Below are 24,570 nucleotides of genomic sequence, written 5' to 3' on the forward strand. Positions count from 1 at the left end.
CGGTGGTGGCGGGACGGGACGCGGGGCTTTGAGGGGCGGTGGCGGGTGTTTGAGGGGCTGTGGTGGCGGGATGGCGGGAGGCCGGTCCATGACGGTCGGTGCCGGTCCGTGAGAAGCGGGCGCGCGTACATGGGAGACGGCGGCGGCTCCAGGAAAGTCGGACGCGGGCCCATCGGGGGCGGAAGCGGGTCCGTCAGGGGCGGAGGCGGGCCGAGGGGTGGTGACGGGGACCGGGGGTCCGCCACCGTCTGGAGCGTCGGTGTGATCGCCGTCCTGTGTGTCGTGTTCGGCGTCCTGCTCGCCCTGGGGCAGGCCGCCGTGACCCGGCACCGCGCGGCGGGCGGCGCGGACCTCGCCGCTCTCGCGGCGGCGGACCACTGGGCGCAGGGCTCCGCGGCGGCCTGCGCCCGGGCGGAACGGGTGGCCCGTGACCAGGGCACGCGGCTGGTGCGGTGCGCGCTGGTGGGCGAGATCTCGGACGTGACGGCGGCGTCGGGGAGGGGGCCGTTCGCCGTGGAGGTCAGGGCGCGGGCGGGCCCTGCGGAGGCGGTGACGACGGCTTCTCGGGGGGCTCCGGTGCCGGCTGGGCTCCCGCCGGAGCCCCTTGGGCTCCCGCCGCTTCCCCAGCCGCATCCGCCTGCTTCTCCTCCGGCGCCCCCCGCAACAGCACCGTGAGAAGACGCACGGCCCCCCGCTTGTGCAGCGGATCGTTGCCGTTGCCGCACTTGGGGGACTGGATGCACGACGGACAGCCGCTGTCGCACTCGCAGGAGGCGATGGCCTCGCGTGTGGCGGAGAGCCAGGCCCTCGCGGTGTGGAAGGCGCGCTCCGCGAAGCCCGCGCCGCCCGGGTGGCCGTCGTAGACGAAGACCGTCGGCAGGAGCGTGTCGGGGTGGAGCGGGACCGACACGCCACCGATGTCCCAGCGGTCGCAGGTCGCGAAGAGGGGCAGCATCCCGATCGACGCGTGCTCGGCGGCGTGCAGGGCGCCGCCGAGGATCTCCGGGCTGATGCGGGCCTCGTCGAGCTGGTCCTCGGTGACCGTCCACCACACCGCGCGCGTGCGGAGCGTTCGGGGCGGAAGGTCGAGCTTGCTCTCGCCGAGTACCTCGCCGGTGATGAGGCGGCGGCGCAGGAAGGAGACGACCTGGTTGGTCACCTCGACGGAGCCGTAGCAGAGGCGGCCGTGTCCCCACGGCACCTCGACGTCCGTCTCCAGGACGGAGATCGTCGTGGTGTCGCGGGCGACCGTGGAGTACGGCGGGTCGGCCTCCTCGACCAGGGCGACCGCGTCGTCCAGGTCGAGGGAGCGCACGAGGTACGTGCGGCCCTGATGGAGGTGGACCGCGCCCTCGTGGACGGTCGTGTGCGCTGCGCCCGCGTCGACCGTGCCCAGCAGACGGCCGGTGCCTGCCTCGACGACCTGGACCGGCCGGCCGCCCTCACCCCGGATGTCGGCCAGATCGGCGGCCCGCTCCCGGCGGGTCCAGTGCCAGGCCTTCGTGCGCCGGCGGAGCAGTTTCGCGGCCTCCAGCTGCGGGAGCAGCTCCGCGCCGGCCGGGCCGAACAGCTCCAGGTCCTCCTCGACCAGGGGAAGCTCCTCGGCGGCGGCGCAGAGGTGGGGCGCGAGGACGTACGGGTTGTCGGGATCGAGGACGGTCGACTCCACGGGCTGGTCGAACAGGGCTTCCGGATGGTGGACCAGGAAGGTGTCCAGCGGGTCGTCACGGGCCACCAGCACGGCCAGCGCGCCCTGCCCCGAGCGGCCGGCCCGGCCCGCCTGCTGCCACAGGGAGGCGCGCGTCCCCGGGTAGCCGGCGATGACGACGGCATCCAGGCCGGAGACGTCGACGCCCAGTTCCAGGGCGGTGGTGGCGGCGAGGGCGAGGAGTTCGCCGGAGTGCAGGGCACGCTCCAGGGCGCGGCGCTCCTCGGGGAGGTAGCCGCCCCGGTACGCCGCGACGCGCCGGGGCAGGGAGCGGTCGATCTCCGCGAGCCGCTCCTGGGTGATGACCGAGATCAGCTCGGCGCCGCGCCGGGAGCGCACGAAGGCGACGGTGCGGACGTTCTGGAGGGTGAGGTCGGTGAGGAGGTCGGCGGTCTCGGCCGTGGCCGTACGGCGGACGGGTGCGCCCTTCTCGCCCTGGAGTTCGGTCAGCGGCGGCTCCCAGAGGGCGAAGACCAGTTCCCCGCGCGGGGAGGCGTCGTCGGCGACCTCCACGACCGGGAGGCCGGTGAGGCGGCGGGCGGCGACGGCCGGCTCGGCGGCGGTCGCGGAGGCCAGCAGGAAGACCGGGGAGGAGCCGTAGCGGGCGCAGAGGCGGCGCAGTCGGCGCAGTACCTGGGCGACGTGCGAGCCGAAGACACCGCGATAGGTGTGGCACTCGTCGATGACGACGTACTTCAGCGACTTCAGGAAGGAGGCCCAGCGGGGGTGGGACGGCAGTATGCCCCGGTGCAGCATGTCGGGGTTGGTCAGGACGTACGTCGCGTACTGGCGGATCCACTCGCGTTCCTCGAACGGGGTGTCGCCGTCGTAGACGGCCGGCCGCACCGATTGGCCCAGCGGATGTGAAAGTTCTTTCACGGCCCGGCACTGATCCGCCGCCAGGGCCTTGGTGGGGGCCAGGTAGAGGGCGGTGGCACCACGGCCGTTGGGGGCCTCGGCGCCGTCCAGGAGCGTGGAGAGGACCGGGACCAGGTACGCCAGGGACTTGCCGGACGCGGTGCCGGTGGCGACGACCACCGACTGGCCGTCCAGCGCGTGTTCGGCGGCCCGCGCCTGGTGGGCCCAGGGGTGTTCGATGCCCGCGGCCCGTACCGCGGCGATCACCTCGGATCGGATCCGGTCCGGCCAGACTGCATGCCGACCCGCACGCGGGGGCAAGTGCTCCGTATGAGTGATGCGCGAAGCCCTGTTCGGTCCCGAGGCGAGCCGGTCCAGGACCGTGCTCGGGGCGGGGCGGGACGCGGTGTCCGTCGGGGATCGATCGGATCGGTGATTCTTGGCCATCGGCACCGAGTGTGTCACCGGCTTGACGGACAATGGGACCAAGGCGTCGTGCACGCCTGCCGGTAAGTGATTGAATGCCATCGCGGCTGGCGAACCGTCCAGGGGGCTCTGCCGAGATGTCCCAAGGACGACCGCTCGATAGCAAGGTGCTGGAGGATCCGTGGACCTGTCCCTGTCGACCGAGACCATCGGCGATCGCACGATCGTCAGGGTCGGTGGCGAAATCGACGTATATACCGCGCCCAAGCTGCGCGAGCAGCTGGTCGAGCTGGTGAACGACGGCAGTTTCCACCTCGTCGTCGACATGGAGGGCGTGGACTTCCTCGACTCCACCGGGCTCGGCGTGCTGGTCGGCGGCCTGAAGCGGGTGCGTGCCCATGAGGGCTCACTGCGCCTGGTCTGCAACCAGGAGCGCATTCTGAAGATCTTCCGCATCACCGGCCTCACCAAGGTGTTCCCGATTCACACCTCGGTCGAGGAAGCGGTGGCGGCCACCGACTGATCACCGGCCCGGGCCATGGGACCGGGCCGGCAGATTCGCACAGGGGGTCCGGGCTTTCGGCGGCCCGGACCCCGAGCACGCCCGTAGCTCCGAGGGGGATGCATGGCCACCGTCGAACTCCGCTTCAGCGCGCTGCCCGAGCACGTCAGGACCGCCCGGCTGGTGGCGGCGGCGGTGGCACGCAGGGCCGGGGTGGACGAGGCCGTCCTCGACGAGGTGCGGCTCGCCGTCGGCGAGGCCTGCTCCCGTGCCGTGGGGCTGCACCAGCTCAGCGGGATCACGGCGCCGGTGAAGGTGGCGCTGATCGAGGAGGAGAAACAGTTCTCCATCGAGGTCGGCGACGAGGCACCGCACGCGCCGACCGGGGTCCGGACGTCCGGCTCAGCCGCCGACGACCCCGAGGTGGAGGCCGAGGAGGACGAGATGGGCCTCGCGGTGATCAGCGGTCTCGTCGACGACGTCGAGGTGACCGCCGGGGAGCACGGTGGCCTGATCCGTATGACCTGGCCGACCACGCCGCCGCCGACCGCGGTGCTCCCCTGACGTCGTCACTCCATCGGAGTAAGCACTGCGAGGGCCCTGCTGAGCAGGGCCCTCGTTGTTTTACGCGTGAAGCGGCCCGGGATACGTGAAGGAATTCACGATCAGTGGGTGATCAATTGACTGATCAACGGCGCCGCAATTCGATCAAGCCCCCACACTTCTGGGGCATTACCACTTTCGGGTTCGTAGGCTTCCTGCGATCATTTGCGGTGAAGCACGGGACGACCAATTCCGCTTGCCGCGCCCTGTTTTGATCAGGACCGGCTCCCTACAATCCGTCCACATCTTGAGCTCAGCCCAAGCGTCAAGGAGGACGAATGGCGGGGCTTTCTACCCCTCATCGGTTGGACCATCTGGACCACTCCACAACCTTCGCAGCCGCAGTGCTGACCGACGGCAACCGCGTCATGGTGATGGTCATCGCGGCCGTCGCCCTGGCCGCTCTGCTCGTCGCCGGCGTGCTGCTGCGCCAGGTGCTCGCGGCAGGCGAGGGCACCGACAGCATGAAGGAGATCGCGGCGGCCGTGCAGGAAGGCGCCAACGCCTATCTGGCCCGGCAGTTGCGGACGCTCGGCGTATTCGCCGTCGTCGTGTTCTTCCTGCTCATGTTGCTGCCCGCGGACGACTGGAATCAGCGCGCCGGACGATCGGTGTTCTTCTTGATCGGTGCGGCGTTCTCGGCGGCCACCGGCTATATCGGCATGTGGCTCGCCGTGCGCAGCAATGTCCGGGTCGCCGCGGCCGCCCGTGAAGCGACTCCGGCAGAGGGTGAGCCGGAAAAGGATCTCACTCTCGTCTCGCACAAAGCCATGAAGATCGCTTTCCGCACGGGCGGCGTCGTCGGCATGTTCACGGTGGGCCTCGGTCTGCTGGGCGCTTCCTGCGTGGTGCTGGTCTACACGGCCGACGCGCCGAAGGTGCTGGAGGGCTTCGGCCTCGGGGCCGCCCTCATCGCGATGTTCATGAGGGTGGGCGGCGGCATCTTCACCAAGGCCGCCGACGTCGGCGCCGACCTGGTCGGCAAGGTCGAGCAGGGCATTCCGGAGGACGATCCGCGCAATGCCGCGACCATCGCCGACAACGTGGGCGACAACGTCGGCGACTGCGCGGGCATGGCGGCCGACCTGTTCGAGTCGTACGCCGTGACCCTGGTCGCCGCGCTGATCCTGGGCACGGCCGCCTTCGGCGACTTCGGACTGGCGTTCCCGCTGCTGGTGCCCGCGATCGGCGTGGTCACCGCGATGATCGGCATCTTCGCCGTGGCCCCGCGGCGTGCCGACCGCAGTGGGATGAGCGCGATCAACCGGGGGTTCTTCATCTCCGCGGTGATCTCGCTCGCCCTGGTGGCCGTCGCCGTCTTCGTCTACCTGCCGTCCTCGTACGCCGATCTTGACGGCGTCACCGATGCGGCGATCCTGGCGAAGGACGGCGACCCGCGGATCCTCGCGCTCGTCGCGGTGGCCATCGGCATCCTGCTCGCCGCCGTGATCCAGCAGCTCACCGGCTACTTCACCGAGACCAACCGGCGCCCCGTGCGGGACATCGGCAAGACCTCGCTCACCGGCCCGGCCACCGTCGTCCTCGCCGGTATCTCCGTCGGCCTCGAGTCGGCCGTCTACACCGCCCTGTTGATCGGTCTCGGCGTCTACGGGGCCTTCCTGCTCGGCGGTACGTCGATCATGCTGGCGCTGTTCGCGGTCGCGCTGGCCGGCACCGGTCTGCTCACCACGGTCGGTGTGATCGTCGCCATGGACACCTTCGGGCCGGTCTCCGACAACGCGCAGGGCATCGCCGAGATGTCCGGCGACGTCGAGGGCGCGGGCGCGCAGGTGCTCACCAACCTGGACGCCGTCGGCAACACCACCAAGGCCATCACCAAGGGCATCGCCATCGCCACCGCCGTGCTTGCCGCGGCGGCGCTCTTCGGGTCGTACCGTGACGCGATCACCACCGGCGCACAGGACGTCGGCGAGAAGCTCAGTGGTGAGGGCTCGCCGATGACCCTGGCGATGGACATCTCGCAGCCCAACAACCTCGTAGGCCTCATCGCGGGCGCGGCGGTCGTCTTCCTCTTCTCCGGTCTGGCGATCAACGCGGTCTCACGGTCGGCGGGTTCGGTGGTGTTCGAGGTGCGGCGGCAGTTCCGCGAGCGGCCGGGGATCATGGACTACACCGAGAAACCGGAGTACGGGAAAGTCGTCGACATCTGTACGAGGGACGCGCTGCGGGAACTGGCCACACCAGGTCTGCTCGCGGTGATGGCGCCGATCTTCATCGGGTTCACGCTCGGCGTCGGCGCACTCGGTGCCTATCTGGCGGGCGCGATCGGGGCCGGCACCCTGATGGCGGTGTTCCTCGCCAACTCCGGAGGCGCCTGGGACAACGCCAAGAAGCTGGTGGAGGACGGTCACCACGGCGGCAAGGGCAGCGAGGCCCACTCCGCGACGGTGATCGGCGACACGGTCGGTGACCCCTTCAAGGACACCGCCGGACCGGCGATCAACCCGCTGCTGAAGGTGATGAACCTGGTGGCGCTGCTCATCGCGCCCGCGGTGATCAAGTTCAGCTACGGCGACGACGCGAGCCTCGGCATACGGATCCTGATCGCCGTACTCTCCCTGGCCGTGATCGTCGCAGCGGTGTTCGTCTCCAAGCGGCGCGGCATCGCCATGGGCGACGACGACCCGGAACCGACCGCCAAGTCGGCTGACCCGGCGGTGGTTTCGTAGCTCGTCGCACCCGGCTCGGCCCAAGGAGCGGGCGGGTGGCGCGCATTGGCGCGTCACCCGCCCGCTCCGTCGTGCCCGCCCGCGCCGTGAGCCTTCTCTCCCTTGGTGTAAATGGCTGCAATAAGGTGAATATCGGACCTCGGTCATGCGTTTGCTGTGCGCTTGGCGTGTATGTTCCGGGGCCGAGAGCCATGGAAGGGGCCGAACCGGTGAACAAGAAGCTCGCGGCCGCGCTGTCCGGCGGTGCGGTACTGGTGCTGGCGCTGTCGGGATGCGCCAGCGACGACGGCGACGAGAAGCTGGACGCATGGGCCAAGCAGGTCTGTGACGCGGTGCAGCCGCAGGCCAAGAAGATCGCGGCCGCCAATTCCGCCATCCAGAAGGAGACCTCGGACAGCAGCACGCCGGAAGAGGTCCAGAAGACCGACGCGGCCGCCTTCCAGGACATGTCCGACGCCTACAAGGCGATCGGCGCGGCCGTCAGCGAGGCCGGCGCGCCCGAAGTCGACAACGGCGACAAGAAGCAGCAGGACGCCGTCAAGGAGCTCAACACGATCTCCTCGTCCTACGCCTCCCTGAAGAAGCAGGTCGACGCCCTCGACACCAAGGACCAGGCGAAGTTCGCCGACGGCCTCAAGGACGTCGCCACCGAGCTGGACAAGCTCAGCCAGAGCGGCAGCGACGCGCTGACGGCCCTGGAGGAGGGCGAGGTCGGCCAGGCGATGGCCAAGCAGGAGTCCTGCAAGAGCGCGTCGTCCGAGCCGTCGGCCACCCAGGGCTGACGTTCGCGGCGGCCCTGCCGCACGGTCACAATGGAGGGCGTGAGCAACGCCAGCCTCTCCGCCCTGCCCGCCACCGACCGCCCCGACGTCAGCGCGCGGCTGCGTGACGCCCTCCTGGGCGCCGCCTTCACCGCCGACGGGCTGCTCGAACTGCTCGGCGCCCCCGCCTACGCGGCGCTGGCGCGCAGCGAGGTCGTCCCCGCGCTGCGGGCTACGCGCGGGGACACACCGCTGGAAGTGCTCGTACGGCTGTTCCTGTTGCAGCAGCCCGTGCCGCACGCGCGCGTGGCGGAGTCTCTGCCCGTCGAGGCGTGTCTGGAGAGCGGATGGCTGACGCGGGTCGGCGGTGACGAGGTCGCGGCGACCGTGGACGTCCGGCCGTACGGCGGGCTGGACGGCGAGGACTGGTTCATCGTGTCCGACCTGGGTTGCGCCGTCGGCGGCGCCGGTGGCATCGGGCGCCGGGACGAGGGCGTCGTCCTGGGCGTCGGGGGCGCGTCGACGACGCTCGCCGGGATCACGGTCCGTACGCCCGTCTCCGCGGCCCTCGATCTCGGCACCGGGTCCGGCATCCAGGCGCTGCACGCCGCACAGCACGCCACGCGCGTGACGGCCACCGACGTCAACCCGCGCGCGCTGCACATCACCGCGCTCACCCTCGCCCTGTCCGGCGCGCCCGCCGCGGACCTGCACGAGGGCTCCCTCTTCGAGCCGCTCGCGGACGACGCGACGTTCGACCTGATCGTGTCGAACCCGCCTTTCGTGATCTCTCCCGGTGCCCGGCTGACGTACCGCGACGGTGGGATGGGCGGGGACGATCTGTGCCGCACGCTCGTTCAGCGGGCGGGGGAGCGGCTGAACGAGGGCGGGTTCGCGCAGTTCCTGGCCAACTGGCAGCACGTCGAGGGCGAGGACTGGCAGGAGCGGCTGCAGTCCTGGGTGCCAGGTGGCTGCGACGCCTGGATCGTGCAGCGGGAGGTGCAGGACGTCACGCAGTACGCCGAGCTGTGGCTGCGCGACGCGGGGGACCACCGGGGCGACGTGGCGGAGTACCAGGCGCGGTACGACGCCTGGCTGGACGAGTTCGAGGCGCGCAAGGTGCGTGCGGTGGGGTTCGGGTGGATCACCCTGCGGAAGCGGGGGACCGCGGTGCCTTCGATCACGGTGGAGGAGTGGCCGCATCCGGTCGAACAGCCGCTCGGTGAGGCGGTCCGCGCGCACTTCGAACGGCTCGACTATCTGCGGTCGCGGGACGACGCGGCCCTGCTGGAGGAGCGGTTCCGGCTGGCCGCCGAGGTGGTGCAGGAGCAGGTCGGGCTGCCCGGCGCGGAGGATCCGGAGCATGTCGTGCTGCGGCAGAACCGCGGCATGCGGCGGGCCACCAAGGTGGACACGGTGGGCGCCGGGTTCGCCGGCGTGTGCGACGGCTCGCTGACCGCGGGGCGGATTCTGGACGCCATCGCCCAACTGGTCGGCGAGGACCCGGTGTTGCTGCGGGACCGGACGCCGGCGCAGATCCGGTTGCTGGTGGAGCAGGGGTTTCTGGAGCCGGCGGGGTGAGGTGAGTCCGGCGCGGATCCGCTTGCTGGTGGAGCCGGGTTTCTGCGGTCGGCGGGGTGAGGTGAGTCCGGCGCGATCGTGGTGGGGGTGGTGCGCGGGGCGGCGGGGCTTTGCGAGGGGCTCGCGTGGCGGGGCGGGCGTGATTACGCGGGCTTGTGCGCCGGGGCGGGCGCGACTCGCGGGGACGCAGACGCCGGGCGGGCCATCTGCCGTGGACGCAGGCACCGGGGCGGGCCATCTGCCGTGGACGCAGACGCCGGCGCGTGCTGACTATCGGGGACGCAGGCGCCAGGGCGGTTGAACCGCAGGGGGCGCAGGTGCCGGGGCGGGAGCGTCTGCGCGGGGCTCGTGCGCTGTGCGTGCCGGCTGGACCGCAAGGCGTCCCCTACCGCGATCATGGCTGGGGAGTGCCTGCGGAAGCGGTGGACAAGAACGGCTGAAAAAACTTTCGAAGATCCTGTCGGGACGAATCCGGACCCTGGCCGAAAGCGGACGCACAACCCCGTCGACCCCCCGTTCACGTCAGGTTCGCCTGGACGCAGCCCGTGCGTGTCAACCTCCGGGTAAGTGGACACCCGCCGACGGGAAAAAGGGGGCACGCGGAGCCATGGAGAGTGGACCGGCGATCTTCGCGGGAGTGGTGTTCGCCCTGTTCGGAGGCGGCCTGCTGGTGTGGACGGCGACTCGGGTGCGCCGTCGTGAACCGGTCGCCCACGGTGTGAACCCCGTCGCATCGGCGACCCTCGCGAGCGTCGCCGCGGTGATCGCGCTGACCCTCGGAGCGTGGTGCTTCAGCCGGCTCTGACGACCGGGATGGCGTTCCACCTGGGGTAATCGGCAGGACACGCTCCGGATGGAACCGGTCGTCTCGGCGGACATGCCGGGCGGCAGGAATGGCGGTAGTCGGGTTACCGTTCGAGTGGCCGTTGCGGGCTTTTCCCGTTTGACACGGGGGCGGGATGTACCGTCACACTCCGCAGCGTCACCAGCGAGTGAGCCATGAAAGGTGCCCTGACCCCGGGAGTGCAAGGCCTGGGGAGGCCCAGCGTCGACCGGAGAGAAGAGCGAAGTTGTCCCCGACCAGCGAGACCGCACAGGGCGGCCGCCGACTCGTCATCGTCGAGTCGCCTGCCAAGGCGAAGACGATCAAGGGCTACCTCGGCCCCGGCTACGTCGTCGAAGCGAGCGTCGGGCACATCCGCGACCTCCCCAACGGCGCGGCGGAGGTGCCGGAGAAGTACACCGGCGAGGTCCGCCGGCTCGGCGTGGATGTCGAGCACGACTTCCAGCCCGTCTATGTGATCAACGCCGACAAGAAGGCGCAGGTCAAAAAGCTCAAGGACCTGCTGAAGGATTCCGACGAGCTCTTCCTCGCCACCGATGAGGACCGCGAGGGCGAGGCGATCGCCTGGCACCTCCAGGAAGTGCTCAAGCCCAAGGTCCCGGTCAAGCGGATGGTCTTCCACGAGATCACCAAGGCCGCGATCCAGGCCGCGGTGGCCAATCCGCGCCAGCTCAACCAGAAGCTCGTCGACGCCCAGGAGACCCGCCGCATCCTCGACCGCCTGTACGGCTACGAGGTCTCGCCGGTGCTCTGGAAGAAGGTCATGCCGCGGCTGTCGGCGGGCCGTGTCCAGTCGGTCGCCACCCGCCTCGTGGTCGAGCGGGAACGCGAGCGCATCGCGTTTCGTTCGGCTGAGTACTGGGACCTGACAGGCACCTTCGCGACCGGTCGCGCCGGAGACCCGTCGGACCCGTCGTCGCTGGTCGCCCGCCTGCAGACCGTCGACGGCAGGCGGGTCGCGCAGGGCCGCGACTTCGACTCCCTGGGACAACTCAAGAGCGCGAACACCCTCCACCTCGACGAGGCGAACGCCCGCGCCCTCGCCGCCGCCCTGGAGGACACCCGGTTCTCCGTCCGGTCGGTCGAGTCCAAGCCGTACCGCCGCTCGCCGTACGCGCCGTTCCGTACGACGACGCTGCAGCAGGAGGCCAGCCGCAAGCTCGGCTTCGGCGCCAAGGCGACGATGCAGGTCGCGCAGAAGCTGTACGAGAACGGCTACATCACCTACATGCGTACGGACTCGACGACGCTGAGCGACACGGCGGTCGCCGCCGCCCGCGCCCAGGTCACGCAGCTGTACGGCGCCGACTACCTGCCGCCGCAGCCCAGGACGTACGCCGGGAAGGTCAAGAACGCGCAGGAGGCGCACGAGGCGATCCGGCCCTCGGGTGATCGTTTCCGCACGCCCGCCGAGGCGGGTCTGACCGGCGACCAGTTCAAGCTCTACGAGCTGATCTGGAAGCGGACGGTCGCCTCCCAGATGAAGGACGCCACCGGAAACAGCGTGACGGTGAAGATCGGCGGCACCGCGGCCGACGGCCGGGACGTCGAGTTCAGCGCGTCCGGCAAGACGATCACGTTCCACGGCTTCCTCAAGGCCTATGTCGAGGGCGCCGACGACCCGAACGCCGAGCTGGACGACCGCGAGCGCCGGCTGCCGCAGGTCGGCGAGGGCGACCCGCTGTCCGCCGAGGAGATCACGGTCGACGGCCACGCCACCAAGCCCCCGGCCCGCTACACCGAGGCCTCGCTGGTCAAGGAGCTCGAGGAGCGCGAGATCGGCCGCCCGTCGACGTACGCGTCGATCATCGGCACGATCCTCGACCGCGGCTATGTGTTCAAGAAGGGCACGGCACTCGTCCCCTCCTTCCTGAGCTTCGCCGTGGTCAACCTCCTGGAGAAGCACTTCGGCCGGCTCGTCGACTACGACTTCACCGCCAAGATGGAGGACGACCTCGACCGCATCGCGCGCGGTGAGGCGCAGGCAGTGCCGTGGCTGAAGCGGTTCTACTTCGGCGAGGGCACCGGCGCGGGCGTCGCCGCGGACGCCGGCAACGGCGACGGGGACCACCTCGGCGGCCTCAAGGAGCTGGTGACCGACCTGGGCGCGATCGACGCGCGCGAGGTGTCGTCGTTCCCGGTGGGCAGCGACATCGTGCTGCGCGTCGGGCGTTACGGCCCGTACATCGAGCGCGGCGAGAAGGACACCGAGCAGCACCAGCGTGCCGACATCCCGGCCGACCTGGCTCCGGACGAGCTGTCCGTCGAGCTCGCCGAGGAACTGCTCGCCAAGCCGAGCGGCGACTTCGAGCTGGGCACGGACCCGTCGACCGGCCACACGATCGTCGCCAAGGACGGCCGCTACGGTCCGTACGTCACCGAGGTCCTGCCCGAGGGGACGCCGAAGACCGGCAAGAACGCCGTGAAGCCGCGGACGGCCTCGCTGTTCAAGACGATGTCGCTGGACACGGTGACGCTGGAGGACGCCCTCAAGCTGATGTCGCTGCCTCGTGTCGTCGGCACGGACGCGGAGGGTGTCGAGATCACCGCGCAGAACGGGCGCTACGGGCCGTACCTGAAGAAGGGGACGGACTCGCGGTCGCTGCAGTCCGAGGACCAGCTCTTCACGATCACACTGGAGGAGGCGCAGGCGATCTACGCCCAGCCGAAGCAGCGGGGCCGCGCCGCGGCCAAGCCGCCGCTGAAGGAGCTGGGCGAGGACCCGGTCAGCGCCAAGCCGGTGGTCGTCAAGGACGGCCGCTTCGGCCCGTACGTCACCGACGGCGAGACCAACGCGACCCTGCGGTCCGGCGACAGCGTCGAGACGATCACGCCGGAGCGCGGCTTCGAACTGCTCGCCGAGAAGCGCGCGAAGGGGCCCGCCAAGAAGACGGCGAAGAAGGCCCCCGCCAAGAAGGCCCCGGCGAAGAAGGCGACAGCCACGAAGAAGACCGCGGCCAAGAAGGCCACGGCGGCGAAGAAGACGACGACCGCGAAGAAGACGGCCGCGAAGAAGGCGACCGCTTCCAAGACCACGTCGGAGGACTGAGGCGGGCGCCTCTTTTCCGGCCGTCTCCCGTCTCCTTTCCCAGCCGTCTCCCGTCTCCCGTCCTCTTTTCCGGCCGGGTCGGTGCACCGGGCGGGTCGGTGCACCCGTAGGCAACGGCCCTCCCTTCGCATGACGTTCACGCGACGCACGCCCCGGCACCACATCGTTGCCGGGGCGTGCGGACGTTCGGGCGGACGCACTGGAGTGTCGGTGCGGCCCGATAGGCTGAACGCATGACGCGAGCCGAGCAGCCAACGGCCCATCACCCGGCCCCCGACGAAGCACTGGTCGCGGACTCCCGCGAGCGGGCCGTGCGCGCCTTGCTGCGCCGCCCACAGCTGAAGAGGTTGTGGAGCGCGCAGCTCGTCAGCGGCGTCGGCGACGTGCTCGCGCTCCTGGTGCTGGTCCTCCTCGCCCTCCAGGCGGCGATCGCCGAAGGGTCGTTCGGCGGCGGGTACCGGGGCGTGGCGTTCGCGGTGGCGGCCGTCTTCGGGGTGCGCGTTCTCGCGACCCTGCTCTTCGGCGCCGTACTTCTCGGTCCGCTCTCCTCCCTGACCTCGCAGGACGGCCCGCTCGACCGCCGCTGGACCATGGCCGGGGCGGACGGGCTGCGTGCCGCGCTGCTGATCGTCGCGCCGCTGTGGATCGACTGGACGCCTGACGACGCGCTCGCCCTGTTGCTGGTGACCGTGTTCGTCACGGGCGTCGCCGAGCGGTTCTGGACGGTGTGCCGCGAGAGCGCGGCGCCCGCGCTGCTGCCCGAGCCGCCGCCGGAGGGCGCGACGGTACGACCGCTGCCGGACCACATGGACGCCCTGCGCCGTCTCTCCCTGCGGACGACCTTCGTGGCCGTGCCCCTCGCGGCCGCCGCCCTGGTCCTCGCCGGATTGTTCAACAACCTGCTCGGTGCCGGGATCGACTGGTTCGGCGAACACCAGGCGGCCCTCGCCTCGTACGTCGCGGCGGGCCTGTTCGCCGCGTCCCTGTCGGTCCTGACCTTCCTGGAGGTGCCCGGCACCCGCACGCCGCGCGCGCGGTCCCCGCTGGAGGGGCTGCGCCGTCCGCGCACGGCCGGCGGCGCCGGCAAGGGCCGTACGGGCGCCATGCCGCTGCTCGTCCTCGCCTGTGCGGCCGTCGCCGGCGCGGTCGCCGCTGTCGTGGCGGTGTCCGTCCTGCATGCCAAGGACCTGGGCGGCGGCCCGGTGACGTACGGGCTGCTGGTGTGCGTGCTCACCGGCGGCGTCGCCGTCGGTATCCGTACGGCGCCGAAGGTGATGGCGTCGCTCTCGCGGCGCCGGCTGCTGGCGCTGGCGATCGCCTTCACCGGCGTCGCGCTGCTGGCCGCCGGGCTCGTCCCGGACGTCGCCACCGTGCTGCTGATCGTCGCGCTGGCCGGCGCCGGCGCGGGTGTGGCCGCCAACACCGGGCACACGCTGCTCGACCAGGAGGCCGAGGACTCCCGGCGGGCCCGCACGACCGAGCACCTGCACGCGGTGGTGCGGGTCTTCGTGGCGCTCGGTGTGCTGATCGCGCCCCTGGTCGCGGCGCTGATCGGGCCGCACCGGCTGGAGAACGGCAAGTTCGTGTTCGCGCACGGCGGGGCCGCGTTCACGCTGATGCTGGTCGGCGCGCTGCTGCTGCCGGTGGCCGCGCTGGTGCTGGCCAAGCTCGACGACCGCTCCGGGGTGCCGCTGCGGCAGGACGTGCGCCACGCGCTGCTCGGCGGCGACGACCCGGAGCCGACGCCCGCCGCCAGCGGGTTCTTCATCGCCCTGGAGGGCGGCGACGGTGCCGGCAAGTCCACCCAGGCCGAGGCCCTCGCCGAGTGGATCAGGGCCAAGGGCCACGAGGTCGTGCTGACCCGTGAGCCGGGGGCGACGCCGGTGGGCAAGCGGCTGCGGTCGATCCTGCTCGACGTCTCCAGCGCCGGTCTCTCGCATCGCGCCGAGGCGCTGCTCTACGCGGCGGACCGTGCCGAGCACGTGGACACCGTGGTGCGGCCCGCGCTCGAGCGCGGCGCGGTCGTCATCTCCGACCGCTACATCGACTCGTCGGTGGCCTACCAGGGGGCGGGCCGCGACCTGTCCCCGACCGAGATCGCCCGCATCAACCGCTGGGCGACCCACGGCCTCGTACCGAACCTGACCGTCCTGCTGGACGTCTCGCCGGAAGCCGCGCGCGAGCGGTTCACGGAGGCGCCGGACCGGCTGGAGTCGGAGCCGGCCGAGTTCCACGCGCGCGTGCGGTCCGGTTTCCTCACGCTGGCCGCGGCCGACGCCGGGCGGTATCTGGTGGTGGACGCCGGGCAGGAGGCCGAGGCCGTCACCACCGTGATCCGGCACCGGCTCGACCAGCTGCTGCCGCTGTCCGAGGCCGAGGTGAAGGCCCGGGAGGAGGCGCGCCGCAAGGCCGAGGAGGAAGCCCGCCGCAAGGCCGAGGAGGAGGCCGCCCGCAAGGCCGAGGAGGAGCGCCTGGAGCGGGAGCGCCAGGAGCAGCTCGCCCGGCTGCGCGCCGAGGAGGAGGAGCGCAAGCGGCGCGAGCTGGAGGAGGCGCAGCGGCGCGAGGCCGAACGGCAGGCGGAGGAGGCCCGGCAGCGGGCCGAGGAGGCGCGCCGCCGCGCCGAGGAGGAGCGGCAGCGGCTCCTCGCCGAGGAACAGGCGCGGGCCGAGGAGGAAGCCCGCCGCAAGGCCGAGGAGGACCGGCGCCGGCAGCAGGCCGAGGAGGAGGCCCGGCTGCGCGCCGAGGCCGAGGAGCGCCGTCTGGAGAAGCAGCGCAAGGCCGAGGAGGCGCTGCTGCGGGCCGAGGAGGCACGCCGGGCGGCCGAGCAGGCCGCGTCGGCGGCAGCGGCGGGGCCCCGACCGGCGGCTCCCGCGACGCCGGCGGACGCGGTGACCGTGCCGACGCCGGTGGTGACGCCGACCAACGCTTCCGGCGGGCCCGTCGAGGACACGGCGGTGCTGCGCCCGGTGCGGCCCGAGCCGCAGGAGCCGGACGCCCGGCCCGGCGCCGGTGGGCCCGACGCCGAGGTGACCGCGGAGCTGCCGCAGCCGGGGGTGACGCCGGGTGCGGTGGACGAGACGGCCGTGCTGCCGCCGGTGGAGCAGCGGAGCGGGGCGGGAGAGCCCTCGGGTGCGGTGGATGAGACGGCCGTGCTGCCGTCCGCAGGGCCTTCGGCCGCGGCGGACGAGACGGCCGTGCTGCCACCGGTGCGGGGCGAGGATCCTTCCGACCGGGTGCCGCCGGGATTCTTCCGGGACGAGCGGCCGGAAGCGGGTCCGGACGGGACCGAGGACCGTACGCGGGAGCTGCCGCAGGTCGACGCCGACGGCAGTCCGCAGCGGCGGCCGCGCCCGGACTGGGCCGAGGAGACCCCGCTGGACGATCTGCCCTCGCTGGCGGACGAGCTGCTCGGGCCGCACGAGGACGGGTACGAGGACGACCGCGACCGGCGGGGCAGGGGCCGCGGGCGCTGAGGCAAGGCGGCGGCGCGGGCCGGAGAGTCGACGCTCACGTGCCAGGGAGGGGCGGCGCCCGCTTGCGAGGCCGGGCCGGCCGGCGTTGTCAGTGGCCGCCCGCACAATGGAGGGCGTACCGCGGAGTGTGACGGAAGGGCGGCGTGACCCATGAGCGTGTGGGACGACCTCGTCGGGCAGGAGAGGGTGAGCGAGCAGCTCACCGCCGCTGCCCGGGACGCCGACGCGCTGGTCACCGCCGCCGCGGCCGCCGCCCCGCCGCCCGAGGCGTCCCGGATGACGCACGCGTGGTTGTTCACGGGACCGCCCGGCGCCGGGCGGACGCGGACGGCGCGGGCCTTCGCGGCGGCGTTGCAGTGCGTCAGCCCGGACCGCGCGCTGGGCGGCGCCCCCGGGTGCGGATTCTGCGACGGGTGCCACACGGCGCTGGTCGGCACGCACGCCGACGTCTCCACGGTCGCCGCGGTGGGCACGCAGATTCTCGTGGAGGCCATGCGGGACACGGTCCGCAAGTCGTTCACCTCACCGGCGAACGGCCGCTGGCAGATCATCCTCGTCGAGGACGCCGAGCGGCTGAACGAGAAGTCGGCCAACGCCGTCCTCAAGGCGGTCGAGGAGCCCGCCCCCCGTACGGTCTGGCTGCTGTGCGCCCCCTCGATCGAGGACGTCCTGCCCACCATCCGCTCCCGCTGCCGCCACCTGAACCTGAGCACGCCCTCGGTGGACGCCGTCGCGGACATGCTCGTACGCCGTGAGGGCGTCGAGCCCGACGTGGCCGCCGCCGCTGCCCGCGCCACCCAGGGGCACGTCGACCGGGCACGCCGCCTCGCCACCGACCCGGCGGCGCGAGAGCGCCGGGCCGCCGTTCTGAAACTGCCGTTGCGCGTCGACGACGTCGGCGGGTGCCTCAAGGCGGCCCAGGAGCTGGTGGACGCGGCCGCCGAGGACGCCAAGCAGCTCGCCGAGGAGGTCGACGTCAAGGAGACCGAGGAGCTGAAGGCGGCCCTGGGCGCCGCTCAGGGAGGCCGGTTGCCACGGGGCACGGCGGGCGTGATCAAGGACCTGGAGGACAAGCAGAAACGCCGGCGCACCCGGACGCAGCGCGACAGTCTCGACCTCTCCCTCACGGACCTCACGGCCTTCTACCGCGATGTCCTCGCCCTGCAGCTCGGCTCCCGCGTCGCGCTCGCCAACACGGACGCCGAGGACGCACTGGAGCGCCTCGCCCGGAGCAGCGCGCCCGAATCCACCCTGCGCCGCATCGAGGCGATCGCCGAGTGCCGGGACGCGCTCGACCGGAACGTGGCGCCGTTGCTCGCCGTGGAGGCGATGACCATGGCGCTCAGAGCGGGTTGAGCCGGCGCGGCACGCGGTCACACCACAGCATCAGCGCCGCGTGACCGGTCACGGGGGACGACTATGACCGCCTGCTCACTCACCGCGGGGTACTCATTCCCTCGCCGCGAACGACGCCTCACCCACCGCGCGGGACCGACTGCCTCACCCATCGCGGACGACTGCCTCACGCCGGTGCGAACGGCTGCGGAACCCCCGCGACCGGCTGCCCTCCGCGACCCGCTGCCTGCCTCACCACGCTGGACCAGCTCACCCCCGCTCCCCTCCGTTGACGACATCCCTCGTCCGTGGGACATCCGTGGGACAGCGCGCACTCGTCCGAGGCACAAGCCGCACACAGGGCACCCGGGCGATCGCGCGGCGTTACGCTCGCGTGATGCACACAAGGCGTACCCACCGCAGGTCCAGGACCGTCTTCAGCGTCAGGTCCCGCACCGGAGCCACGTTCCTCGCCCTCGCGGCGCTCGTCGTATCCGCCTGTTCCTCCGGAAGCTCGACGAGTTCCGCCAGCTCTCCGGCGGCCCAGGCGGCGCTCGCGGCGCTGCCCGAGACTACGTCGTCCGCCCTGGCGCGGTACTACGGCCAGAAGCCAGGCTGGCATTCCTGCGGTGTCCCCGGCTTCGAGTGCGCCACGGTGCGGGCGCCCCTCGACTACGCCAGGACCGACGCCGGCGACGTGCGGCTCGCGGTGGCCCGGAAGAAGGCCACGGGGCCGGGCAAGCGGCTGGGATCGCTGCTGGTGAACCCGGGCGGGCCGGGCGGTTCGGCGGTCGGCTACCTCCAGACGTACGCCGGGATCGGCTACCCGCAGGAGGTGCGCGCCCGCTACGACATGGTCGCGGTCGATCCGCGCGGAGTCGCCCGCAGCGAGCCCGTCGAATGTCTCGACGGGCCGGCGATGGACGTGTACACGCAGACGGACGTCACGCCCGACGACCGGACTGAGGTCGACGGGCTGGTGAAGGCGTACCAGGGCTTCGCCGAGGGATGCGGCGCGGATGCGCCCGAATTGCTCCGGCACGTCTCCACGGTCGAGGCGGCCCGGGACATGGACATCGTGCGGGCGGCGCTGGGGGATCAGAAGCTGACGTACGTGGGGGCGTCGTACGGGACGCTCCTCGGTGCGACATACGCGGGGCTCTTCCCCAAGCGGGTGGGGCGGCTGGTGCTGGACGGCGCGATGGACCCGACGCTGCCGGCCCGCCGGCTGAACCTGGACCAGACGGCCGGGTTCGACACGGCGTTCAAGGCCTTCGCGACGGACTGCGTACGGCACAAGGACTGCTCGCTCGGGGGGCGCGGGGCGAAGCCGGCGCAGGTCGGCCGGAACCTCAAGGCGTTCTTCGACAGGGTCGACGCCAACCCGCTGCCCGCGGGTGACGCGGCGGGCCGCCGCCTCACCGAGTCGCTGGCCACGACGGGTGTGATCGCGGCGATGTACGACGAGGCGGCCTGGCCGCAGCTGCGCGAGGCGCTGACGGCGGCGATGAAGGAGAACGACGGGGCGGGCCTGCTCGTCCTGTCCGACGGCTACTACGAGCGGGACGCCGACGGCCGCTACTCGAACCTGATGTATGCCAACGCCGCCGTGAACTGCCTGGACCTCCCGCCCTCCTTCGACACCCCGGACGACGTCCGCAAGTCGCTGCCCGCGTTCGAGAAGGCGTCTCCCGTCTTCGGCGAATCCCTCGGCTGGGCCGCCCTGAACTGCGCGTACTGGCCGGTCGGGCCCACGGGCGAGCCGCGCCGGATCGAGGCGAAGGGCGCGGCGCCGATCGTCGTGGTCGGCACGACCCGCGACCCTGCGACGCCGTACCACTGGGCCCGGGGCCTGTCCAGCCAGCTCTCCTCCGGCCGCCTCCTCACCTACGACGGTGACGGCCACACCGCGTACGGCCGCGGCAGCGCGTGCATCGACCGTACGATCAACGAGTACCTCCTGCGCGGCACCGCGCCCGCGGACGGAAAGCGCTGCTCGTAGAGCCGTCCCCGGCCCCGGAGCTCCCCGCTCCGGGGCCGGTGCGGAGCACTCCGGGAAACTGTGTAGACTTACCGACGTTGCTGATCGCACCATGGTGCGGACGGCGCGCCGCCTTAGCTCAGATGGCCAGAGCAACGCACTCGTAATGCGTAGGTCTCGGGTTCGAATCCCGAAGGCGGCTCCATGGTGAACCCCAGGTTAGGCCTCTGACCTGGGGTTTCTTGTTTTCGTTGACCTTGGGATTTGGGCTGATCGGGCACGTGCGGTCTGTGTATCGCAATGCGTAGGTCTGAAGTTGACGGCCAGTGTCGGTTGCGGATCGCGGGGCTGCGACCTCGGCATTTGTTCATGGCTGTCGATTTCCCGGCGCCGTCCGGGTCGGGCTGGTGGCCATTTGGTGGCCAGGCTGTCGGCGTACGGGCTGTGATGTCGTGCTCCGTACGGGCTGATGTGTAGGTCGGTCTCGGGGTGTCGGAGGTTGGTGGGGTCGTTCGTCTCCATGCTGGCGGTGTTGGCTGTCGGCTGGGAGGTGGCGGGTGCTGCTGGACTCGGAGCGCTGGTTGGAACTGCGCCGTTTCCGTGTACTGCACGAGGCGGGTGCGACCTATGCGGAGATCGCTCGGGAGACCGGACTGGACTGGCGGACCGTCAAGAAGTACCTGGAGGCCGAGGGTCCGTCGGTCCCGCCGAAGCCGGCTCCGCGCTCGGACCTGGGTCGGCAGGTCATCAAGCCGTGGGCGCATGTGATCGACGCGTGGCTGCGGGCGGAGATCCTGCTCAAGGGCGCGGTGATCCACGAGCGGCTGGTGACCCAGTACGGCTTTCCCCACACCTATCAGCGCGTCAAGCTCTACCTACAGCAGGCCCGCCCCCGTATCGCCGAGGAGTTGGGGATCGCGCCCAGCGAGCTGGCCCGGCTGCACCGGCGCTTCGAGGTGGTCCCCGGCGCCCAGGCCCAGGTCGACTGGGGCTTCGAGGGCGGCATCCTCACCCACGTGGGTATCGAGAAGGTCTACTCCTTCCACATGACCCTGTCGTACTCGCGCGACCCGTTCTGCTGCTTCACCACCAGCCAGGACATCACCGCGTTCTTCGAGTGCCACCGCCGGGCCTTCGCCCACTTCGGCGGGGTTCCGGGCAGCATCGTCTACGACCGCACCAAGACCGTGGTGCGTCATCATGTCGCGCCGGGCAAGGCCGTGCCGCTGCACCCGGAGGCGGTGGCCTTTGCCGGGCACTACGACTTCGACATCGACGTGCTGGCGGCCTACCGGCCCACCGGAAAGGGCCGGGTCGAGCGGCAGGTGCTGATCGTGCGCGACCACGTGCTGGCCGGGCGTTCCTTCTCCTCGCTGGACGACCTGGACGGGGCGTTCATGGCCTGGGTGCCTGGGCGCCGCGCGGTCACCCACCGCACCCACGGCGAGGTCATCGGCGTGCGTGCACAGCGTGACCATGCCGCCCTGCGGCCCCTGCCCGCCAAGCCCTACCTGGTCGCTGACCGCTATTTGCGGCATGTCGGCAAGGACTGCCTGGTGGCCTTCGACGCCAACTTGTACTCGGTGCCCGCCCAGCGGGTCCGTCACCGCCAGTACGTCGAGGTCCGCGCCACCGCCGCGACCGTCGCCGTGCACGCGACCGTGCCCGACGCGGCGGGCGTCACCCTGCTGGCGGTGCACCCGCGCGCGATCGGCCGCGGCGCGCGGGTGGTCGACCCCGCCCACTGGCAGGCGCTGCCCGACGGCCACACCCGTGCCACCACCACCGGCGAGGAGTTGAACGCCGCCCCGCCGACGTGCCGCCGCCCCGACGAGGTGGGCGGTCTGACCTCGCTGCTGCGGGCCCGTGCCGCCCAGATCCAGGTCGTCACCCGGCCCCTGTCCTTCTACGACCAGATCGCCCGCACCGCCCCCGCCGCCCCGGCGGCCCCCATCCAGGAAGCACAGGAGCCGAGTTGAGCGAGCTGGTCACCGCCCGCATCCGCGCCACCGCGGCCAAGCTGGGCCTTGCCCACCTGGCCGAAGCTCTCGCCGAGCACGTCACCCGTGCCGATGAGGCCCAGATGGGCTACCTCGACTTCCTCGACCACGTGCTGGACGCCGAGATCGACGTGCGCGAGGACCGCCGCCTGCAGCCGCCCTGCGTCTGTCCCGCCTGCCGCACTACAAGACCATCGACGAGTACGACTTCTCCTACCAGCCCGACCTGGACCCCCGGAAGGTCAAGGACCTCGCCGCGTTGGCTTTCGTCGAGCAGCACAGCAACGTCGTTTTGATGGGTCCGCCCGGGGTGGGCAAGACACACCTGGCTGTCTCCCTCGCGGTCGCCGCCTGCAAGGCCGGCTACTCGACCTACTTCACCACGCTGGACGACATGGTCCGCCAGCTCAAGGCTGCCGACGCCATCGGCCGCCTGACCACCAAGATGCGCACCTACCTGCGGCCCGCCGTTCTCGTGGTGGACGAGGTCGGCTTCCTCCCGCTCGAGCGCGACGAGGCGAACCTGGTCTTCCAACTGTTCTCGAAGCGGTACGAGAAGGGCTCCACCTTGCTGACATCGAACAAGGCTTTCAGCGAATGGGGACAGGTGTTCGGCGACGACGCCCTCGCCACCGCGATCATCGACAGGCTCCTGCACCACTGCGAACTCCTGGCCATCAACGGCCGCAGCTACCGACTCAAGGACCGCCTCGCCGTCCTCGAAGGCGGAGCAGTCACCACCGCCAGCTGACCACCCATCACCTACACATCATTCCGTACCCGCTACAACATCAGACCTCGTACGCCGACAGCCAGGCGTGCAGAGGTCGTGCAGATGGCTCCTCGGTCAGCCTCCCGGTTTTCGCATGGGAGTTGTGCTCTTCAGACAATCGCGCGGCCGGCCGGGTTTTCCTGGGGCGTGGGCGACGACGCGCTGCTTCACTAAGCTTGGCGTTTAACCTCGCGGGTCACTCGTCCTGCTGACCTGCGGTTCTTCATGGGACAGCGGAGGCGGCCGTTCTCCACGCTTCGAGATGTCGAGTAACGAAGCACGAGAGAACGGCCGCTGCCCATGAGTCTGCCTGTCGGTGTGCCCGGAATCGAGGCGTTGGGTCTGTTGTCCCGCTTTCGGGTCGAGTTCTACGAGTGTCTCTACAAGCGGGCGGACGCGCTCTTCGAGCTCACCGATGCGGTGCTGTGCGCGGACGGGCCGGTGAAAACCCTGGTCGAGCTCTCCTTGGCGGTCGAGCACCGGCGCGGGCACGGTGCGCTGTACGCGGCGCTGGACCGTGGCTGGCTGGAGCCGACACGGTTGCGCCGCGCGCTGGCGGACCTGCCGCTGCCAAAGGCGGCCGACGGGCGGATCGTGCTCGCCGTGGACGTGTCGCACTGGCTGCGACCCGACGCTCCCACCAGCAGCGACCGGCTCTTCTGCCATGTCTATGGGCGCGGTGATCGCAGTTCGGACCAGCTGGTGCCCGGCTGGCCCTACTCCTTCGTCGCGGCCCTGGAGTCCGGCCGCACCTCCTGGGTCGCTCTCCTGGACGCGGTACGGCTGGGCCCAGCCGACGACGCGACCACCGTCACGGCCGCCCAACTCCACGATGTCGTCAGGCGGTTGGCGACTGCAGGCCACTGGAGACCGGGCGACCCGGACATCCTGATCGTGATGGACTCCGGCTACGACGTCGCCTACCTGACCCACGCTCTCGCCGACCTGCCCGTCGTGCTGGTCGGGCGCCTGCGCTCGGACCGGGTCATGCTCCGCGACCCCGGCCCCGCCCGGTCGGGTCCCCGGGGCGGGCGTCCCCGTCGGCATGGCGGCGTCCTCACGTTCAAGAAGCCCGACAGCTGGCACGAGCCCGATGTCACGACCGCCACGGACACCGCCCGCTACGGCACGGCCACCGCGACGGCCTGGGACCGGATGCACCCCCGGCTCACTCACCGCGGCCCCTGGCTGGACCACGCCAAGGAAGAACTCCCCGTCTTGCACGGTACGTTGATCCGCCTGAAGGTCGAGCGCCTGCCCGGTGACCGTGACCCGAAACCGGTCTGGCTGTGGTGCTCGGCCACCGCCGCCGTACCGGCGGACGTGGACCGCTGGTGGCAGTCCTTCCTCCGCCGCTTCGACCTGGAGCACACCTTCCGGCTGATGAAACAGACCCTGGGCTGGACCGCCCCGAAGGTCAGGAACCCCGACACGGCCGACCTGTGGACCTGGCTGATCATCGCCGCCCACACCCAGCTCCGCCTTGCCCGGCCCCTCGCCGAGGACCTCCGCCGGCCATGGGAACGGCCCGCAGAACCCCGCCGTCTCACCCCCGCCCGGGTCCGCCGGGGGTTTCGCAACGTCCGCGCGACAGCAGCCCGCCCGGCAAGCGCGCCAAAACCGTCCCGACCAGGCCCCGGACGGCCTCCCGGCTCGAAAAACACGCAACGAGCAAGGCGCCACGACGTTGGCAAGACCGTCAAACGCGCCGAATCGATCAAAGATCACCAAGCCCAGCGAGGTTAAACGCCAAGCTAAGAAGCCGTTGTCTTTCCGGACGTGAGCGTTGAGTTTTCGCTGGTCAGGCATGATCTCGGTGTCGTGGTGGGAGGGTCCGGGTGATCAGTTCGGGCTCGACGATGCGGAGTTGACCGGTGCCTTCGATGTTGGGGTTTCTGGAGGAGCGAGAGGCGGCGGCCCGAACACGGGCGGAGGAACTTCGCCTCCAGGCGGAGCGGATCGCTGCTGAACTCGCCGAGGCGGAAGC

13 protein-coding genes, 1 tRNA gene and 2 pseudogenes are annotated in these 24,570 nt (G+C 71.3%); 15 read left to right on the top strand and 1 reads right to left on the bottom strand.

What is annotated here, in order from left to right; genetic code table 11:
* Positions 1-129: 129 nt before the first annotated feature.
* Positions 130-480: pseudogene (locus tag ACGF8A_RS03615) on the top strand (Rv3654c family TadE-like protein); the annotation flags it as partial.
* Positions 481-520: 40 nt separating this feature from the next.
* Here ACGF8A_RS03615 and ACGF8A_RS03620 read toward each other — a convergent pair.
* Positions 521-3,094, bottom strand: a complete 2,574-nt coding sequence (locus ACGF8A_RS03620) for a DEAD/DEAH box helicase (RefSeq protein ID WP_393103801.1) — start codon at positions 3,092-3,094, stop codon at positions 521-523.
* A gap of 79 nt (positions 3,095-3,173) precedes the next feature.
* Here ACGF8A_RS03620 and bldG point away from each other — a divergent pair, with 79 nt between their 5' ends.
* The 14 genes and pseudogenes from bldG to ACGF8A_RS03690 all read left to right on the top strand — a co-directional run bounded on the left by bldG (position 3,174) and on the right by ACGF8A_RS03690 (position 24,329).
* Positions 3,174-3,515, top strand: a complete 342-nt coding sequence (bldG, locus tag ACGF8A_RS03625) for an anti-sigma factor antagonist BldG (protein ID WP_024885807.1) — start codon at positions 3,174-3,176, stop codon at positions 3,513-3,515.
* Positions 3,516-3,617: 102 nt separating this feature from the next.
* Positions 3,618-4,058: an ATP-binding protein gene (locus tag ACGF8A_RS03630; protein WP_393103803.1), complete on the top strand. Its 441-nt coding sequence runs from the start codon at positions 3,618-3,620 to the stop codon at positions 4,056-4,058.
* A gap of 317 nt (positions 4,059-4,375) precedes the next feature.
* Positions 4,376-6,787, top strand: a complete 2,412-nt coding sequence (locus ACGF8A_RS03635) for a sodium-translocating pyrophosphatase (protein WP_393103806.1) — start codon at positions 4,376-4,378, stop codon at positions 6,785-6,787.
* Between the two features lie 191 nt (positions 6,788-6,978).
* Complete coding sequence (locus tag ACGF8A_RS03640) at positions 6,979-7,569, top strand: small secreted protein (RefSeq protein WP_393103808.1); 591 nt, start codon at positions 6,979-6,981, stop codon at positions 7,567-7,569.
* 39 nt (positions 7,570-7,608) lie between these two features.
* Positions 7,609-9,129 carry a methyltransferase gene (locus ACGF8A_RS03645; RefSeq protein ID WP_393103810.1) on the top strand — a complete coding sequence of 507 codons (1,521 nt, stop codon included), beginning with the start codon at positions 7,609-7,611 and terminating at the stop codon, positions 9,127-9,129.
* Positions 9,130-9,736: 607 nt separating this feature from the next.
* Positions 9,737-9,934, top strand: coding sequence for a hypothetical protein (locus ACGF8A_RS03650; protein WP_393103812.1), 198 nt, complete (start codon positions 9,737-9,739; stop codon positions 9,932-9,934).
* Between the two features lie 265 nt (positions 9,935-10,199).
* Positions 10,200-13,022, top strand: a complete 2,823-nt coding sequence (gene topA, locus ACGF8A_RS03655) for a type I DNA topoisomerase (protein ID WP_393103814.1) — start codon at positions 10,200-10,202, stop codon at positions 13,020-13,022.
* Between the two features lie 233 nt (positions 13,023-13,255).
* Positions 13,256-16,495 carry a dTMP kinase gene (gene tmk / locus ACGF8A_RS03660; RefSeq protein WP_393103816.1) on the top strand — a complete coding sequence of 1,080 codons (3,240 nt, stop codon included), beginning with the start codon at positions 13,256-13,258 and terminating at the stop codon, positions 16,493-16,495.
* Between the two features lie 150 nt (positions 16,496-16,645).
* Complete coding sequence (locus tag ACGF8A_RS03665) at positions 16,646-17,851, top strand: DNA polymerase III subunit delta' (protein WP_393103818.1); 1,206 nt, start codon at positions 16,646-16,648, stop codon at positions 17,849-17,851.
* A gap of 376 nt (positions 17,852-18,227) precedes the next feature.
* On the top strand, positions 18,228-19,832 hold the full coding sequence (locus tag ACGF8A_RS03670; RefSeq protein WP_393103820.1) for an alpha/beta hydrolase: 1,605 nt from the start codon (positions 18,228-18,230) through the stop codon (positions 19,830-19,832).
* Between the two features lie 107 nt (positions 19,833-19,939).
* Positions 19,940-20,016, top strand: a tRNA-Thr gene (locus ACGF8A_RS03675).
* Between the two features lie 352 nt (positions 20,017-20,368).
* Entirely contained in the window at positions 20,369-21,790 is a 1,422-nt protein-coding gene (gene istA / locus ACGF8A_RS03680; protein ID WP_393103822.1) for an IS21 family transposase, read from the top strand.
* Positions 21,787-22,562, top strand: a pseudogene (gene istB, locus ACGF8A_RS03685) (IS21-like element helper ATPase IstB). Before istA ends, istB begins: the two are co-directional and overlap by 4 nt.
* 321 nt (positions 22,563-22,883) lie before the next feature.
* A complete protein-coding gene (locus ACGF8A_RS03690; RefSeq protein ID WP_393103824.1) occupies positions 22,884-24,329 on the top strand; it encodes an NF041680 family putative transposase in 1,446 nt (481 codons plus the stop codon).
* Positions 24,330-24,570: the final 241 nt, after the last annotated feature.

It is taken from the genome of Streptomyces sp. NPDC047706 (assembly GCF_043204795.1).
Lineage (GTDB): Bacteria > Actinomycetota > Actinomycetes > Streptomycetales > Streptomycetaceae > Streptomyces.